This window comes from Streptomyces sp. NPDC001858 (assembly GCF_053594615.1).
Map to the genome: position 1 here is coordinate 47,446 of NZ_JBSFEV010000009.1, position 15,841 is coordinate 63,286.

Annotated in this window: 14 protein-coding genes and 1 pseudogene; 11 read left to right on the forward strand and 4 right to left on the reverse strand. The window is 70.7% G+C overall.

The window, feature by feature from the left end; translation table 11 throughout:
- Positions 1–118 precede the first annotated feature (118 nt).
- From ACWCPF_RS15300 to ACWCPF_RS15330, 7 genes are all read left to right on the forward strand, one after another.
- Positions 119–682, forward strand: coding sequence for a hypothetical protein (locus tag ACWCPF_RS15300; protein ID WP_451045503.1), 564 nt, complete (start codon positions 119–121; stop codon positions 680–682).
- A gap of 51 nt (positions 683–733) precedes the next feature.
- Positions 734–886, forward strand: a complete 153-nt coding sequence (locus ACWCPF_RS15305) for a hypothetical protein (RefSeq protein WP_451045504.1) — start codon at positions 734–736, stop codon at positions 884–886.
- On the forward strand, positions 883–1,245 hold the full coding sequence (locus ACWCPF_RS15310; RefSeq protein WP_451045505.1) for a DUF4913 domain-containing protein: 363 nt from the start codon (positions 883–885) through the stop codon (positions 1,243–1,245). Before ACWCPF_RS15305 ends, ACWCPF_RS15310 begins: the two co-directional genes overlap by 4 nt.
- A 208-nt stretch (positions 1,246–1,453) precedes the next feature.
- The gene (locus tag ACWCPF_RS15315; RefSeq protein WP_451045506.1) at positions 1,454–2,116 is read left to right on the forward strand and encodes a hypothetical protein; all 663 of its coding nucleotides are present in this window, start codon (positions 1,454–1,456) and stop codon (positions 2,114–2,116) included.
- Positions 2,117–2,123: 7 nt separating this feature from the next.
- A complete protein-coding gene (locus ACWCPF_RS15320) occupies positions 2,124–4,244 on the forward strand; it encodes a peptidoglycan DD-metalloendopeptidase family protein (protein ID WP_451045507.1) in 2,121 nt (706 codons plus the stop codon).
- Between the two features lie 56 nt (positions 4,245–4,300).
- Positions 4,301–5,689: an outer membrane protein assembly factor BamB family protein gene (locus ACWCPF_RS15325; protein WP_451045508.1), complete on the forward strand. Its 1,389-nt coding sequence runs from the start codon at positions 4,301–4,303 to the stop codon at positions 5,687–5,689.
- A 57-nt stretch (positions 5,690–5,746) separates the two neighbouring features.
- Positions 5,747–7,477, forward strand: coding sequence for a type IV secretory system conjugative DNA transfer family protein (locus ACWCPF_RS15330; RefSeq protein WP_451045509.1), 1,731 nt, complete (start codon positions 5,747–5,749; stop codon positions 7,475–7,477).
- 84 nt (positions 7,478–7,561) lie between these two features.
- Here the strand turns inward: ACWCPF_RS15330 and ACWCPF_RS15335 are convergent, their stop codons facing one another.
- Positions 7,562–8,839, reverse strand: a complete 1,278-nt coding sequence (locus ACWCPF_RS15335; RefSeq protein WP_451045510.1) for a hypothetical protein — start codon at positions 8,837–8,839, stop codon at positions 7,562–7,564.
- Positions 8,840–9,367: 528 nt separating this feature from the next.
- Between ACWCPF_RS15335 and ACWCPF_RS15340 the strand changes: the two genes are divergently transcribed.
- Together ACWCPF_RS15340 and ACWCPF_RS15345 are read left to right on the forward strand one after the other, a co-directional pair.
- Positions 9,368–10,477 (forward strand): sugar ABC transporter substrate-binding protein, encoded by a 1,110-nt coding sequence (locus tag ACWCPF_RS15340; protein ID WP_451045511.1) that lies wholly within the window; start codon positions 9,368–9,370, stop codon positions 10,475–10,477.
- 305 nt (positions 10,478–10,782) lie between these two features.
- Positions 10,783–11,763 (forward strand): annotated as a pseudogene (locus ACWCPF_RS15345) (LuxR C-terminal-related transcriptional regulator); the annotation flags it as partial.
- A gap of 496 nt (positions 11,764–12,259) precedes the next feature.
- On the opposite strand, the gene ACWCPF_RS15350 reads toward ACWCPF_RS15345, so the two are convergent.
- Positions 12,260–13,348 carry a helix-turn-helix transcriptional regulator gene (locus ACWCPF_RS15350; RefSeq protein WP_451045512.1) on the reverse strand — a complete coding sequence of 363 codons (1,089 nt, stop codon included), beginning with the start codon at positions 13,346–13,348 and terminating at the stop codon, positions 12,260–12,262.
- A gap of 70 nt (positions 13,349–13,418) precedes the next feature.
- Complete coding sequence (locus ACWCPF_RS15355) at positions 13,419–14,267, reverse strand: helix-turn-helix transcriptional regulator (RefSeq protein ID WP_451045513.1); 849 nt, start codon at positions 14,265–14,267, stop codon at positions 13,419–13,421.
- 277 nt (positions 14,268–14,544) lie between these two features.
- Between ACWCPF_RS15355 and ACWCPF_RS15360 the strand changes: the two genes are divergently transcribed.
- Both ACWCPF_RS15360 and ACWCPF_RS15365 read left to right on the forward strand, forming a co-directional pair.
- Positions 14,545–14,805, forward strand: a complete 261-nt coding sequence (locus tag ACWCPF_RS15360) for a hypothetical protein (protein WP_451045514.1) — start codon at positions 14,545–14,547, stop codon at positions 14,803–14,805.
- The gene (locus ACWCPF_RS15365; protein ID WP_069768324.1) at positions 14,802–15,137 is read left to right on the forward strand and encodes a Rieske (2Fe-2S) protein; all 336 of its coding nucleotides are present in this window, start codon (positions 14,802–14,804) and stop codon (positions 15,135–15,137) included. The genes ACWCPF_RS15360 and ACWCPF_RS15365 overlap by 4 nt, the downstream gene beginning before the upstream one ends.
- A 196-nt stretch (positions 15,138–15,333) precedes the next feature.
- Here the strand turns inward: ACWCPF_RS15365 and ACWCPF_RS15370 are convergent, their stop codons facing one another.
- On the reverse strand, positions 15,334–15,747 hold the full coding sequence (locus ACWCPF_RS15370; protein WP_451045515.1) for a pyridoxamine 5'-phosphate oxidase family protein: 414 nt from the start codon (positions 15,745–15,747) through the stop codon (positions 15,334–15,336).
- Positions 15,748–15,841: the final 94 nt, after the last annotated feature.

Sequence of the window (15,841 nt, forward strand, 5' to 3'; positions counted from 1 at the left end):
TGCCGGGACGCCGAGAGCCGCCCTGGGCCCACAATGCGCTGGGCGCGTCCGCTCGACGCGCCCGGTACCGCTACCCGGCACCACCCCTGGATCCGACGGACCCGGCGAAGGACGAGAGTTGACCGACCACCACGGGAACCCGCAGCAGCCCGACCCGCGTAGCCGGGACATCCCTCAGCAGGCCCCGCCGGTCCAGCAGGCCCCGCCGGTCCAGCAGGCTTCCGCTCCTGCCCCCGCCGCCGTGCCGGCCCCCCAGGCCCTTCAGGCGCCTCAGGCGCCTCAGGTGTTCCAGGCCGACCGCGCATGGGTCGAAGGCTATGAGCCCGGCAACCCCTGGCAGACCAGCCTGTGCGTGGAGACGCCGTACGGGACCTTCGCCTATCCGCTCACGCCGAACACGATTCCCGAACTCCTCGAGCAGCTGGTCCTGGTGGCGCAGGAGCAGCAGGGGCTGCCGGTCGGCTTCGACGACGACCCCGACCCCGAGCCGCTCGCGGCCGACGAGGAGAGCGTCGACGAGGACCAGCAGAGTCTGGCCGACCGGCTTCAGGGGGGTCGCGCGGCGCGCCTCAGCGGCTGGACCGTGGTTCATGACCTCTGGGAACGAGAAGACCCGACGGCGCGGATCGTGATGGGCGCGATCGTGGTGGCGCTGCTGCTGCTCGGTATCTTCCTGACCTGATCGCGGGATCACGTGATCACCGATCAGCCGATCGAGAGGGAGCCGGAGCCGATGACGATCGAGAGAACGGGCGACGTGCCCCCCGTGGCCCGCCCCGCGACGCCCCGTGGGCCGACCGCCGGACACGGAGTCCTCAACCCGGCGGCGGCGCTCACCCTCCCGCCCCCGGTTCCCGAGCAGAAGCCCGCAGGAGTCGAACGATGACCGTGACCGAACCCACCGCCGAAGAGCCGGAGTTCTACTTCGCGGACGTCTTCGTCTTCGTGTCCGACTACCTCGCCCAGATGATCCGCCGCCGTCTCAACGGCTCTTCGGCCACCTGGTGCCCGAGGTGGTGGGAGCACCCCGAGGCCGGCGCCCGCCTCTCCGCGCTCTGGCTGGCCTGGGAGCACCTGCGCCAGGACCCGGCGCTCGGCATGTCGACGTGGTGGCTGCATCACGCGGACCCGCATCTGCGCGTGCTGATGGACGCCGACGCGGGCCCGTTCGCCGCCTGTTCGCCCAAGGACGGGCACACGGCCTACCCGTTCGACCCGCTGCCGGTGGATCCACGACCCGAGTGACCGCCGTCGGGCAGGCCTCCGCACGGCGACGCTCGACGCACCTCCCCCTCCGCACACCGCGCCCTCCGTCTTTCCTCCCCTTTCCCGAGGCGTCTTCACCTCTTTCCTCTCCAGGAAAACCCGAAGCTCCCCCACGCCTGGGCCACCTACCGTGTCCCGGTCACCCGTCGACCGCCGTACCGGCTCAGCACAAGGGAGGCGCGGGAACGTGGAGTTGCCTGCCGAGAACAAGCGCACGGCACTACTACCTCTGGTCGTGCTCGGCGTCTTGCTGATTCTCGTGCTGACCGTGTTCACCGTCTTCGACGGGGACGACGGTGACGCCGGGGACGCGGCACCGGTCGCCACCGCCGCCGGACAGAACGGCGCCGGCGCGGGCTCCGGGTCCTCGGGATCCGACGCGCCCGGCGGCGGCGCCACCCCCATCGTCGAAGCCACCGAACTGGCCCGGGCGCATGCCGTCATGGCGCAGTACATGGCCGGGATCACCACCTACGACCACACCAGCAAGTCGGCCGCCTGGACCGCCCCGCTGCTCGAACTCACCTCCGGCGACCCGCAGATGAAGCAGGCGACCGTGCTGCCGTCCGGCAAGGAGTGGGCGACCTGCCAGGCCGAGGAGTGCTCGTCCAAGGGCGCCGCGGTCGTGGAACGTGACGCGGTGATCGCGGACGATGTGGTGCGCGGCAGCGGACGGACCATATCCAGCCTGGTGAAGGTGACCGCCACGCACACGTCCGGCGGACAGTCCTCCACCGAGGAGAACGAGTGGCTGGTGACCGTCAAGGAAGACGGCGGCCAGTGGGAGGTCTCCGGCTTCGACGTCTTCGGACTCGGCGACGTCGGCGCCTCCGACGACTCGGGGGAGTGAGCCCGCCATGGTGGCACCCGCTGTACTCCTGGCCGCGCAGAAGGCCGCGAAGGTCGCCAAGGCCGCCAAGAAGGCGAAGGCCGCAGCAGGCTCCGGGGGAGGGCCGGACGGCGACGGCGGCAAGAAGAAGGACAAGTCCGTCAAGTGGTGGATGATCATCGGCGGTGGCGGCGGTCTTGCCGCCGCGTCCGTGGTCTTCCTCGTCCTGCTGCTGATCGGCAGCATGGTCGGCGGCGTCGGCAACGGCGCCGCGAACGCGGCCTGCGGTGACTACGCGGACAACGCCGGCGCGGGCAACACCGGTGACGCCGCCGCCACCAACCCGATCATGCCGGCCGGCAAGATGTACATGCCGAGCGAGACCGCGCGCGCCGAGATACCGCCGAAGATGATCCTCGCCGCGATGCGCGCCGCCGCCAACTACGACGGCCTCGACTGGACGCTGATCGCCGGGCAGATGTACCAGGAGACCAAGTACGGCCAGGACCAGTCGGCCGCACCCGGCGGCAAGAACTCCCTCGGCTACATGGGCATCCTGCAGTTCGGCACGCCCGCCTGGACGGACTACGGCGCCGACGGCAACGGCGACGGCAAGAAGGACCTCTACAACATCGACGACGCGGCCTGGGCCGCGGCCAACTTCCTGCACGCCAAGAAGGCCGAGACCGCTCCGTTCAAGGCGCTGCAGATCTACTCCGGCTCGACGGCCTCCAACACGATCTACCCGCGGGTGGTCCTCACCCAGGCAGCCCGCTACCGCGGGGTGCTGACCGGCGATCAGGACCTCATCAAGCGCTGGTACGCGCACCTGAAGGAGACCATCGAGAAGAACCCCGACTTCCCCACCCTGGGGCAGCAGTCGGACATCCCGGAGCCGGTCGGCAACGACGCGCAGCCCAGCAAGGCGCTCAGCATCCCGGCCTCTTCGGCCCGTTCGTGGTCGACCCCGCCGCTGTCCGGCGACGACGGCTCGACCACCACCGCCATGGCCCCGGCCGCGTACGGCACGAGTCTCGCGAGCGCGATGAACGCGGCGGGCAGCACGGGGGTGACGACCGTCGCCTTCCCCGAGGCCAAGCCGCCCGTCGTCGGCGGCAAGGACTGGCAGTGGCCCATGAAGTCGGGCTCCTATGCGCTGGGCACGCCCTACCACCAGAACGGCAACATGTGGAGCCTCGGCTACCACACCGGCCTCGACCTCGTGGCGGACAGCGGCACCCCGATCTACGCCCCGGCCGACGGCAAAGTCGTCAAGGCGGGCCCCGGCGGCTCGTACGGCAACGAGACGGAGATCCAGCACGCGGACGGCGTCGTCACGCTCTACGCCCACCAGACCTCGATCCATGTGTCCGTCGGCCAGCAGGTGAAGCGCGGTCAGCAGATCGGCACGGTCGGCGCGACGGGCAACGTGACCGGGCCCCACCTGCACTGGGAGGTCCGGGTCCCGGGCGTCGACAACCCCTTCGTCGCGGGTCAGGACCAAGGCCCCGGCATGGTCGATCCCGCCGCGTGGATGGCGGGCAGGGTCACCGCGAACCCCGACTACGGCACGGTTCCCGGCTCCGAGGAGCAGAGCAAGGACGCCCAGTACGCCGAGTGCGCCGAGGGCAACGGCGGTGCGGCCGTCGCTCCCGACGGCGCCGGCGCCTCCGGTGTGCTCCCCGACTCCGACGACCCGGTCATCCGCGCCGTCCTCGGCTGGGCCCAGCGCGGCATCGGCACCCCGTACGTGTTCGGCGCACCGCGCCTGCAGGGCCAGAACCCGACCAGCTTCGACTGCTCCAGCTTCACGCAGTGGGCGTACTACATGGCCAGTGGCGGGAAGATCAACATCGGTACGACGACGTACACCCAGGAGCCCTACCTCAAGAAGTACGAGGTGCCCCTGTCCGAGGCCCAGCCCGGCGACGTCATCTTCTTCCGGCCGGAGGGCAACCACTCGGGCCATGTCGGACTGGTCTGGGACCCCAAGGGCCACAAGATCATCCATGCTCCGCGGCCGGGCAAGTCGGTCGAGTTCAGCAAGTGGGACTACCAGGACAAGATCACCGGCGTCTACCGCGTCCCGATCCCCCAGGGCACGAACGCGGTCGAGGGCGACGGCACGAACGACACCGCGGGCGCCTGAGGCCTGGCACGCCCGCCCGCCACTCATGTCTGATCTCACTCGACGGAGCAAGGAAGTTGACGAAGCCACGTACCGCCCCCATCGCCGGTGCCGTGCTGTCCCTGGGACTGCTCACCGGCTGCGGAGGCGGTGACGAGCCGGCGGGCAAGGACGCGACGGGACCGGCCTCCCCGCCCGCGTCGGCGTCCGCGGCCAGGTCGCTCGCCTACCCGGGCGACCCGATCCCCGGGCTCTCGGCGAAGCCCGCGTGGAGCCTCGCCCAGAAGACCGGTGCTCACCGGTCGTGCGCGGGCGACGCCGCGCTCGCGGCCGACGAACAGGGGCAGGACGGCAGCTGTGCGGTCGGCGACGCCTTCCTCCTGGTCGAGGACCTGTCCGAGCGGGTCGCGGAGGGCGAGACGGACCCGCAGACGGCGCACTTCGTCGGTCACCTCTACGACGCGGCGACCGGCAAGGAGCGCAAGGCCTTCACCGTCGAGTGCACGTACGACCCGTCCGAGAGCGACGGACCCGGCCCCGAAGCGCAGGTCCAGGTGGGCGCCTGGAAGGACGGCTCCCCGGCCGTGCTGATCCGCAGCTGCGAGAACACCGAGGCAAGCGGCCTGAAGAAGGCCGCGGTGAAGACCGTCTACACCATGTACGCGCCCAGCGGCACGAAGCTGGGCAGCTCCACGTACTCCGGCGAGGACCATGCGGGACTCCCCGTCGTCCGGGGGCATGTGCTGCTGCCCGGCGAGGACGACGAGAACCGCACGCTGGCGCCCATCGGCGGCGGCAAGGACCTCGTGCTTCCCGCGAAGCTCGCCGAGGCCGAACCCCTCGGCACCGGACAGGGATGCGCGGTCGAGGGCGACGGCAGGAACGAACCCGTGTCGGTGATCGACCGCAGCACGGGCAAGCCCCTCTGGACCACCACGGATCTCACCCCGCCCAAGGACGTCGTCGCGCAGATCGAGGACGACGAGGAACCGGATGCCGAGCTCTACGCCCTCCACGGCGACCGGGGAATCCTCGTCTGGTCGGCGAGCGGCTCCAACGACGCGGTGATCACCACCGTCGACCTGCGCACCGGAGCCACCCTGGCCGTCGGTCCACGCACCACCGTCAAGGAGTTCCAGCAGGTCGACGTCCCCGTGGTCTCCCCCGACGGCAGGACCGCCGTCGTCGACTTCGCCGGAGAGGCGGTGGCCTGGAACACCGCGACAGGCGCCGAGCTGTGGCGACAGGGGGCCGACGAGAAGGAGATCCGACCGGTCGCGGTGACGACGGGCGACGTCCTGTTCGCGGAGCTCGACTCCGACCAGGGAGCCCTGTCCATGGCGACGAAGCGCCTGATGGGCGTGGTCCCCCAGGGGACGGACGCACCCACGCAGTTCACCACCGACGGCTACACACTCATCCCTGCCGACGACGGCCTCTTCGCCTTCCTGGCGACGAAGGCCTGACCGGCACCCGGCCGAGCCCCACACAGGCCAGGAAGTCCAGAAAGGACGGACCCGCGGGTGACCGCAGAACAGCAGAAGAAGCCCCGCGCCGAGGACGACTGGACCTTCGAGATCGTCATCGCCGTCGCGGTCGTGCTCCTCGTCGGCGCCGGCGCCTGGCTCGCGGCGAAGATCGGGGCCGGGTATGCCGACGAGCCCGCGCCGGCGTCGAATCCGTTGACGTTCCTCGTCGAGGTGGTCAAGGGCGACTACAGCTGGCCCGGTTCGCCGGCCAGTGCCGTCGCGGCCGCGGAGGCGGTCGTGGTCGGGCTGCTCGGCGTGGCCGCCTACCGGGTGCGCGAGCGGTTCCGGAACAAGCCCAAGGTGGACGGCGCCGCCAAGCACCTCGCGAAGGGCGAGGAGCTCGGCAAGCTGACGATGAAGGGCGCCGCCGCCACCGCCGAGCGGCTCGGCGTGCAGTCGTCCACGCCCGGCGTGTTCATCGGACGGTCCGTCAAGGGCCGTCAGCCGCTGTACGGGTCCTACGAGGACATGCACGTCGACATCTGGGGGCCCCGGACCGGCAAGACCACTCGGCGGGCCATCCCGGCGATCCTCGACGGGCCCGGCGCGGTCCTCGTCACCTCCAACAAGCGGGACATCGTGGACGCCACCCGCGGACCGCGGACCGCGCGCGGGCCGGTGTGGGTGTTCGACCCGCAGCAGGTCGCCCAGGAGACGCCGACCTGGTGGTGGAACCCGCTGTCGTACGTCACCGACGTCGCCAAGGCCCGCAAGATGGCCGACCACTTCGCCAGCGGCTCGCGGGACGCGAACGCCTCCACCGACGCCTTCTTCGACCCGGCCGGCCAGGACCTGCTCGCCAACCTGCTGCTCGCCGCCGCCTGCGCCAAGGCGCCCATCACGCAGATCTACACCTGGCTCTCCAACCCCAAGGACGACGCCCCGGAGCGGATCCTGCGCGGCGCCGGGCACGCCATGTCCGCGGACGGCCTGGCCGGCGTCATCAACGCCCCCGACAAGCAGCGCAGCGGCATCTACGGCGTCGCCCAGCAGATGGCGTCCTGCCTGGTCAACCCGGAAGTCAACCGGTGGGTGACGCCGCCCGCCGACAGTTACGCGGGCGAGTTCGACCCGCACGAGTTCGTGCGCGGCGGCGGAACGCTCTACTCCCTGAGCCGGGAAGGACGCGACTCCGCCGGGCCGTTGGTGACCGCGCTAACCGTCGCCGTCGTCGAGGCCGCCGAGGAGTTCGCCACCACGCAGCGCGGCGGACGGCTCCCGCTGCCCCTCGTCGGCGTGCTCGACGAGGCGGCCAACGTGTGCCGCTGGCGCAACCTTCCCGACCTGTACTCCCACTACGGCTCGCGCGGCATCATCCTGATGACGATCCTGCAGTCCTGGGCGCAGGGCATCGAGGTGTGGGGCGAGCGCGGCATGGAGAAGCTGTGGTCCGCGGCGAACGTCCGCGTCTACGGCGGCGGCGTCTCCGACACCCGCTTCCTGGGCGACCTGAGCGAGCTGGCCGGCGAGTTCGAGCTGCGCGAGTACCAGACGAGCCGGGAGTCGGAGTTCGGCGGCTGGTCCGGCAACCGCGCGATCAGCGAGTCCACCCGCCGCGAGCGGGTGCTGCAGGTCTCCGACCTCGGCGCGATGCCGCCCGGCCGGGCCCTCGTCCTCGCCTCCGGCACCAAGCCGGTGCTGGTCGAGACGATCCCGTGGTGGGAGGGCGCGTACGCGGCCGAGGTCCAGGCCTCGCTGAAGAAGTACGACCCCGGGGCGCGCTGAGCCCACGCGACGAACGGGGAGGGCCCGGAGGCGGTGACACCAGCCTCCGGGCCCTCCCCCTGTACGTACCGCGTGCCTCGACGGTCAGACGCGCGTCGCCGCCCGCCGACGGCGCGTCCCGAACCAGGTCGCCGTACCGCCGACGGCCAGCAGGGCGGCGGCCAGGGCGCCGTAGAGAGCGCCGTTGCCCGCACCGGTGTCGGCCAGCGCGCCCGTCGTGGTCGTGGTGCCACCGGTCGTGGTGGCGGAGGGGGAGGCCGACGGGGAGACGGAGGCCGACGGGGACGGCGAGGCGGACGGGGAAGCGGTGGGGGTGGTGGACGGCGTGGTGGACGGCGTGCCGCTCGGCGTGGTGGCGAGGGACGGGCCGGCCTTCACCCGGGTCTCGGCCCCGTTGAAGCCCCAGGAGTCCTCCTGGGAGAAGAGCGCGTCCAGCGGGACGACGGTGTCCTTCTTGATGTCGGTGTTCTCGCCCAGCGAGAGGTAGAGCTTGATGCCCTCGGTGCCCTTGGCGGCGCTGAAGCCCTTGGCGATCGAGGGGAGCTCCCACTCGTTGTCGTTGAACTCCTTCAGCTTCACGATTCTGCCGTCGATCTCGGCCTCCAGAATGAAGTCCGGGTTGCCCGCGCCGTGGCGGAACTGCTGGGCCGACACCGTGCGCTTCAACTCGGCGGGGAACTCGCCCGGGCCGGTGGCCGTGGCGTTCAGCGTCAGCTCGGCACGCTGACCGGGCCGGGCCACCGCGCCCGCCTTCTGCTGCCACGCCACGTTCAGCTTGCCGGGCGTGATGGCCGGGTCGGTCTTGAAGACCACGGTGTTGTGGGCCGCGTCCGCCTCCACGTTGTCGGTCAGCGGGCCGGCGGTGAGGGTGAAGTCGCCGTCGTTGGTCGGGTAGGAGGCGCCGAGGCCGACGGTGACCTTCCAGGTGAACGAGGTCTTCGCCGGGATGGAGAAGCTGGACGCCGCGGTGCCGGTGGCCGGGAAGAACAGGCCCTGGAAGTTACCGTCCTGCCGTCCGACCTGGGACTTGGTCGCGGGTGCGTCGATCGCGGTCACGTCGAAGACGATGGAGTCCTTCAGCACCGGGCTCGGACCGTCCGGCTCGCCCGGCAACCAGGCCTGGAACTTCTGCGCCTTGTCCGAGGAGTTGGCGACGGTGAGGACCATCGACTCGGTCGCCCCGCCGCGCTTCAGCGGGGCCCCCGGAGAGGGCGCGCCGAGCGTCATCTTCAGCGCGTGCGCGCCCGCCTGGTCGGCGGCGAGGGCGGTGGCCGGGACGAAGGCGGTGCCGGCGACAGCGGCGACGACGGCGGTCGCGGCCACGGTCCGGATGCGGTGGCCGGCGACGGAACGAACGGACATGACGGATCCCCCCAAGGAATCAACTGAACGAAGAGCAGAGAAGCGAAGAGCAGGCATGCGAAGAGCAGGCATGCGCAGAGCAGAGAAAGGGAGAGCAGAGAAGAGAGAAGTGCCTGCGCGCCGACCGGTCTTGTCTGTCCCCCCGGCGGCTCGCGGTGCATTGATCTTCACCCGGACTTCACGCCGGATCAACCCGTTGCTCTGTCACTGCTTCGCAACAGCGCCGGAAGCGGTAATTCCGCTGGTCACAGGCGTATTACGGGTTCTCGGCCGGCCGGCTCCCCAACCGGGCTCCCCAGTCAGCTCCCCAGCCGGCTCTTCGCCGTGTCTCTCCGGCGTCTCCGCGTGGCCTCCGCCTCGTCTTCACGTATCGGACGACCGATAAGCGGAATGTGATGTTGCTACTTTGTTAGGCGGTTTGGCTTGACGGAGGCGGTCGGTGCCGCGTTGTCTTTTTTACACACCTGGGTCCCGATGTCGCACCCCAGGTCCGCACCGCCCAGAACGCACCTGAAGTGAGCTCCTGAAATGCGTCGTATCGCCATATCCGTGGTCGCCTCCACGATGTCCCTCTCGCTCGCCGGATGCGGGATGCTGGGGGCTTCGGAGAGCGCGACCGGTGCGACACCGACCCGGAGCGACGCGATCACCGTGGGCGTTCTGATGCCGGAGGAGACGAACACCCGTTATGCGGAGTTCGACTACCCCATCATCAAGAAGAAGGTCGCCGAACTCACGCAGAACAAGGGCAAGACCGAGTACGCGAACGCCGGCGCCTCCGCCAAGACGCAGAACAACCAGATGCAGCAGATGATCGACAAGAAGGTCGACGTCATCCTGCTGGACGCCGTGGACTCGCACGACATCGCCGGCATGGTGAAGAAGGCCAAGAAGGCGGGCATTCCGGTCATCGCCTACGACCGTCTCGCCGAGGGTCCGATCGACGGGTACGTCTCCTTCGACAACGAGCTGGTCGGCGAGGTGCAGGGCCGCTCCCTGGTGGAGGCCATCGGCAGCCCCCAGCTCAGCGACAAGATCGTCATGGTGAACGGCTCGCCCACCGACCCGAACGCGGGGCAGTTCAAGGCGGGCGCGCTCAACGAGCTCAACGGCCGGGTCACGATCGCGAAGACGTACGACACCGACAAATGGAGCCCGGAGGTCGCCGAGGCCAACATGGCGAAGGCGATCGACGCGATCGGCAAGAACGACATCGCCGGCGTCTACTCCGCCAACGACGCCATGGCCGCCGGCATCATCAAGGCCCTGAAGGCGGCGGGCGTCAGCGACAGCGACCTGCCCCCGATCACCGGTCAGGACGCGGAGCTGGCGGCCGTGCAGCGGATCATCAGCGGCGAGCAGTACATGAGCGTCTACAAGCCGTACCCGGGCGAGGCCGAGGCCGCCGCCGAGGCGGCCGTCGCCAAGGTCCAGGGCCGCAACATCCAGTTCGACGCACTCACCCGGGACCGGGTCGACAGCCCGACGAACAAGGACATTCCGGCCAAGCTGGTGTCCGTGGTCGCGCTGACGAAGAAGAACATCGAGCAGACCGTCGTCGCCGACGGCATCTACACCGTCGCCGACATCTGCACCGCCACGTTCAAGGCCGCCTGCGAGGCCATCGGCCTGAAGTAGCCGTCGCCGCACCCGCGGCCGGAAAACCCCTGGCCCGGCCGGACTCCCCCGTGGTCCGGCCGGGTCGGTTCTTCTTTCCCCCGAGTGGGGAGCACCCGGGGGAAAGCCCCGGACCCCACGATGCACCGCCGTGCACGCCCGGCACCACCGTCAGCTTGTTGCAGTGCGAGGGGAGGAGGCCGGTAGAAACTCACCCAGACGGGTGGTTTTCTTCGGCATTGGCCGGAGGAGCCGTGTTGCGGAGCCGCTCCGGTCCGCGCATAGTTGCGCTCCGGAACAGGCGTACGGCGGGGGTGGGATGGACGATGGCCGGGCACGGGACGGAGGACCATCCACACGGTGCCGACCGACTGTGCGAGGCCGGGGATCGCGTGTATTCCCGGGCCGTGCGGCGCGGTCGGGTGGCGCGGACCGACGCCGAGCCGGTCCCGTGCCTGCTCGAACTGGCGCTGCTGCACCCTGACCCCGACGACATGGACTGGCTGGTGCCGACCTCCCCGCAGGAGGTCATGACCCGGCTGCTGCGCGGCCTCTACGACGAGGTGAGCGCGAGCCAGCGGCGGATGGGCTCGGCGGTCGCCGCCTTCGAGTGGTACGCCGGACTGGGCGGTCCCACGCGGGCCGCGACGGCCGGCGAGGGCGCGGCGATCCGGGTCCTGGACGGCCCCTCCCGCATCCAGGCCGCCCTGGACGCGGCCACCGAGGCGTGCACGACCGAGGTCCTCACCGTGCAGCCCGGCGGCATCCGGCGCGAGCACGAGCTGTCCGAGGGCCTGCACCGCGCGCTCGAACTGCGCGGCCGGGGCGTGCGCATGCGGGACCTCTACAACCATGTCGCCCGGCACGGCCAGGGGCTGCTCAACTACCTGGAGCTGATGGGCGACGCGGTGGAGGCCCGCACCCTGGACGAGGTCATCGACCGGCTGATCCTCTTCGACCGCACGGTCGCCTTCATCCCGGCCAACGCCGACCGCACGATGGCCCTGGAGCTGCGCCACCCGGCCCTGGTCGCCTACCTGGTGACGGTCTTCGAACGGCTGTGGCGGCTGGCGGTCCCGCTCACCGCGCCGCTCCCCGACACCCGGATCGAGGGCATCTCGCACCGCGAGCAGTCCATCGCCGCGCTGCTGGCGGAGGGCCACCAGGACGCGGTGATCGCCGAACGCCTGGGCATCAGCGTGCGCACCTGCCGCGCGCACATCGCCCGCCTCTCGGAGACCCTGGGCGCGGCCAGCCGGACCCAACTGGGCGTGCGGATAGCCCAGGTCGGCCTCGACGGCCCGTCAGGAGAGGCGGAGACGCGGACGGCTGGGCCGCCGGGCCTGACGGATCACACAGATCACACGGATCTGGCGGATCGGACGAGCCCGGCAGGTCAGGCAGACCCGGTAGGTCAGGCGGCCCCGTCCGTCAGCGTCCCGTCCCCGGCTCCATCCCCGTCCCCGGCTTCGTCCCCGGCCCAGGCTCCGCACCCGGCCCCGGCTCTACCGCCGGCTCCGGCTTCGTCCCCGGCCCAGGCTTCGTCCCCGTCCCCGGCTCTACCGCCGTCCCCGGCTTCGTCCCCGTCCCCGGCTCCACCGCCGGCTCCGGCTTCGTCCCCGGCCCAGGCTCCGCACCCGGCCCCGGCTCTACCGCCGTCCCCGGCTTCGTCCCCGGCCCAGGCTCCGCACCCGGCCCCGGCTCTACCGCCGTCCCCGGCTTCGTCCCCGGCCCAGGCTCCGCACCCGTCCCCGTCCCCGTCCCCGCCCCCGGCTCAGGCTCCGGCTCTGCCGTCGGCCTCGGCTACTGCCCCGGAGCAGATCCCTGCTCAGGCCCCTGCGCAGCCTCCCGCTCAGGCTTCTGGGCAGGCTGCTGGTTCGGTTCCCGGCTCCGTACCCGATGCTGTTCCCGGTCGAGGATCCCCGACTGCCCGATGAGGTAGCCGAGTTGGGCGCGGCTCTCGCTGCCGAGGGTGGCGGCGAGTTTGGCGATGTGCACGCGCGCGGTGCGGATGTTCATGCCGAGGCGGTCGGCGATGACGGCGTCGGTGCAGCCCTCGACGAGCAGGGCGGCGATGGCCTGCTGGCGGGGCGTGACGCCGTCCCGGGAGAGCCGCTGGACCGCCTGCGGGTACATCGGCGTGGCCAGCCGCCAGAGCCGGTCGAAGGTGGTCGTGAAGTAGGTCAGCAGGGCGGGGTGGCGCACCTCCAGGGCGAGCCGGCCGTCCTCGCCGGCGGGGATGAAGGCGACCGCGCCGTCGATGACGATGAGGCGGTCGGTGACCTCGTCCAGGGTGCGGGCCTCCGCGTCGCCCCGCAGCTGCTCGTAGCGGGCCAGGACGAGCGGCACATGGCGCTGGGTGTGCTGGTAGAGGGTGCGGATGCGGCAGCCGCGGTCGAGCAGGGCCTGGTCGCGGGCCATGGCGACGCCCTGGGCGGTCTCGCCGCGCGGCCCGCTGTAGTGCACATGCGGCTGGACGCAGAGCACGTCGCTCGTCGCCTCGGCCATCGCCTCGGTGATGGCCTCGTTGATCCGGTCGGTGCCGCTGAGCAGCCGCAGCGAGGCGGGGTCGGTGGGGGCGGTGCGGCCGCCGGTGAGCCGCATGAGGGGTTCGAACAGCGTCGCCAGTTGCTCCTCGCGTCGCCGTTCCTCGGCGATGCGGGTGCCCGAGGCGCGCAGCAGCCGGTGCAGCGCGAGGGCCGGGGCGACGGGTTCGAGCTGGGCCGCGTCGTCCACGGCCGGGTGCACGAGGCCGAGGGCGAGCAGGCACGGGGCCGTCGCCTCGGCCTCCTCGGTCTTGACGCGTCCGAAGCGCAGGGCCTGCTCATAGAGTCTCGTGCCCGGGGCGCAGAGGTGCTCCACGCCGTGGTGGGGGTGCGGCGGCGCGTTCACTGCGGTTCTTCCTCCCGTTCCAGCTGTGCGGATCTTCGAGGACGTTTCAAGGACGTGTGGGGGGCCGCGCTCAGGGCTCCTGCTTGAGGATCCCCGACTGGGCTATCAGGAACCCGAGTTGAGCGCGGCTGCCACTGCCCAGGGCGGTGGCGAGTTTGGCGATGTGGGCTCTGCAGGTGCGGACGTTCATGCCGAGCCGGCGGGCTATCGCCTCGTCGACGTGCCCCTCGACGAGGAGCTTGGCGATGGAGTGCTGGATGTCCGTGATGCCGTCGGGCGCGGTCTCGTAGGGGGCGCCGGTGGCGAGCGGGACCGCGCGGCCCCACATGAACTCGAAGACCTTGATGAGGTAGCGGACGAGCCCCGGGTGCCGGAGTTCGAGGGCGACCTGGCCGTCGTCGCGGGTGGGGATGAAGGCCACGGTCTCGTCGCAGATGATCAGCCGCTCCACGAGCTCGTCGATGGTGCGGTACTCCACCTTGCCGTCGGTGAACTGGGAGACGTAGGCGATGGTTTCGGGGCTGTAGCGGGCCGTGTGCTGGTAGAGGGTCCGGATGCGGCAGCCGCGTTCGATCAGCGGCCGGTCGCGTTCGAGCCCCTGGATCAGGGTGTGCTCCAGCCGGCGGCGGCTCGGCTGGACGGTGAGCATCTCGGTCTGGCACTGGGCCGTGGCCAGGTCGAGCGCGGCGTTGATGCGGTCGATGCCCTCCAGCACCGTGATCGAGTGGGTCGTCGGCGTCGGCTGGGCGCTGAGGGTCATGAACGGCTCGAAAGCGTCGGCGAGCTCCACCGACAGCCGTCTGCGCTGGGTTATCTCGCGTTCGATCGGGTTGAGCAGTTGGGACAGCGCGATCGACGGGGGCACCGGGCGCAGCCAGTTCGCGTCGTCCGGGTCGGCATGAAGCAGGGCGAACTCCATCAAACACGGAGCAGGCTCCACGTCCGCACGGGCGATGCGTCCCGTCCGAAGAGCGTTCCCATAGAGACGGCGACCTTCCTCGCACAGCTCAGTCGACGCATGAGGATGTGTCTGCTTTGTCTCATTTTTCGTCAAATCTCCACCCCCCAGGGTCCTGAACGTGCAGGAACATGATGCATCGATTGTGTGGCCATGACGTGCCCGAATGGGCCATCGTCGTAGTCGACGGGGGAGAGGTGACCTTCAAATGAGGACGAAGCCGACTATGCATAAGAGAATGCTTCGCTCGGCGCTTGCCGCCGCCTTCTCCGCCGCCCTTGCCTTCGCGGCGCTGAGCGGCCTGACGGGGACGACGGGCGACGCGGCGGGAGACAGCACGTGGAGCCCGGACGCCGGAAGCGTCTCGGCGATCGACAGCACGTGGTCCACCACGCTCAAGGACAGCACGTGGGTCGTCACGGCGTCCGACGCGCTGGGCGACAGCACCTGGGTCGCTCCGATCGGCGACGGCGACAGTACGTGGGCCGCCGAGTCATGACGACGCCACCCGACGACCGCTCCTTCCGCCGCGAAATGGCGACCGCCTACCGCTCCGGCTGGCACTTCATCGATCTGGTCACCGCCATCCCCCACAGTGGTGACTCGTTGATGGTGACGGTGTTCGGCGAGCCGGTGGTCGTCACGCGCGACGAGGACGAGGACGTACGGGCCTACCGGTGCCTTCGCAAGCCCCGGGGAGCGCCGCAGCCCGTGCGGTGCGCCATTCGTTACGGAATGATTTTTGTGAACCTGGATCAGCGGGACCACCGGCTCGTCGAGCCCGAGGCCCCGCCCCTGAAGACCATCTCAGCCACCCCCCGCAGTGCCTGACGCGATTCCCCCGTCGTAACAGATCGCTCAGGTACTTCCCCCCGCAGCGGCGTCACCGTGACCTGAACACGGTGACGCCGCTGCAGTTTCCGGGGATATTTCCGGCTATGCGCCCGGTTGAGCCTTGGCCGGAAATCGACGGGGACGGATCCGGTCACGCCGCCCGTCTCACCCGCGTGCCGTCACCCGTGTCCCGTCATCCGCGCCCCATCGCCCGCGTCAGTTCGATCTCGATCACCACGCGCGCGGGGTTGGGCGTCGGCGTGCGCCCGTAGCGCTCCGCGTACCGGCGTTCCGCGTCCGCGACCCGGTCCGGCTCCGTACGCACGCGTGCCCGGCCCTCCAGCGTCGCCCAGCGCCCGCCGTCCACCTGGCACACCGCGACCCGCACGCCGGCCGGGCCCGCCGCCAGGATGTTGCCCACCTTCGTGCTCGTCTTGAAGGTGATGACCCGAGCGAGACGGCTCTCGGGGTCGTATGTCACTCCGACCGGAACCACGTGCGGACTGCCGTCCGGGCGTGGTGTGGTCAGCGTGCACAGATGTCGTTCGCGCCAGAAGGCGAGATATGCGTCGTCCGGGGCGCCCGGGTCCTGTGTGTGTGCGGCCATGCTTCGGAACCTAGCCCGTTCCGGGCGCCCGGCGCACGCCACGGAGCAGCCTTCGCGAACGGTCTTCGCGAACGACCTCACGAACGATCTTCGC

Coding starts and splice junctions, on each gene's coding strand:
- ACWCPF_RS15335 (WP_451045510.1), bottom strand. CDS start 8,839: ATGTCCGTTCGTTCCGTCGCCGGCCACCGCATCCGGACCGTGGCCGCG.
- ACWCPF_RS15370 (WP_451045515.1), bottom strand. CDS start 15,747: ATGGCCGCACACACACAGGACCCGGGCGCCCCGGACGACGCATATCTC.
- ACWCPF_RS15310 (WP_451045505.1), top strand. CDS start 883: ATGACCGTGACCGAACCCACCGCCGAAGAGCCGGAGTTCTACTTCGCG.
- ACWCPF_RS15355 (WP_451045513.1), bottom strand. CDS start 14,267: ATGGAGTTCGCCCTGCTTCATGCCGACCCGGACGACGCGAACTGGCTG.
- ACWCPF_RS15320 (WP_451045507.1), top strand. CDS start 2,124: ATGGTGGCACCCGCTGTACTCCTGGCCGCGCAGAAGGCCGCGAAGGTC.
- ACWCPF_RS15360 (WP_451045514.1), top strand. CDS start 14,545: ATGCTTCGCTCGGCGCTTGCCGCCGCCTTCTCCGCCGCCCTTGCCTTC.
- ACWCPF_RS15340 (WP_451045511.1), top strand. CDS start 9,368: ATGCGTCGTATCGCCATATCCGTGGTCGCCTCCACGATGTCCCTCTCG.
- ACWCPF_RS15365 (WP_069768324.1), top strand. CDS start 14,802: ATGACGACGCCACCCGACGACCGCTCCTTCCGCCGCGAAATGGCGACC.
- ACWCPF_RS15305 (WP_451045504.1), top strand. CDS start 734: ATGACGATCGAGAGAACGGGCGACGTGCCCCCCGTGGCCCGCCCCGCG.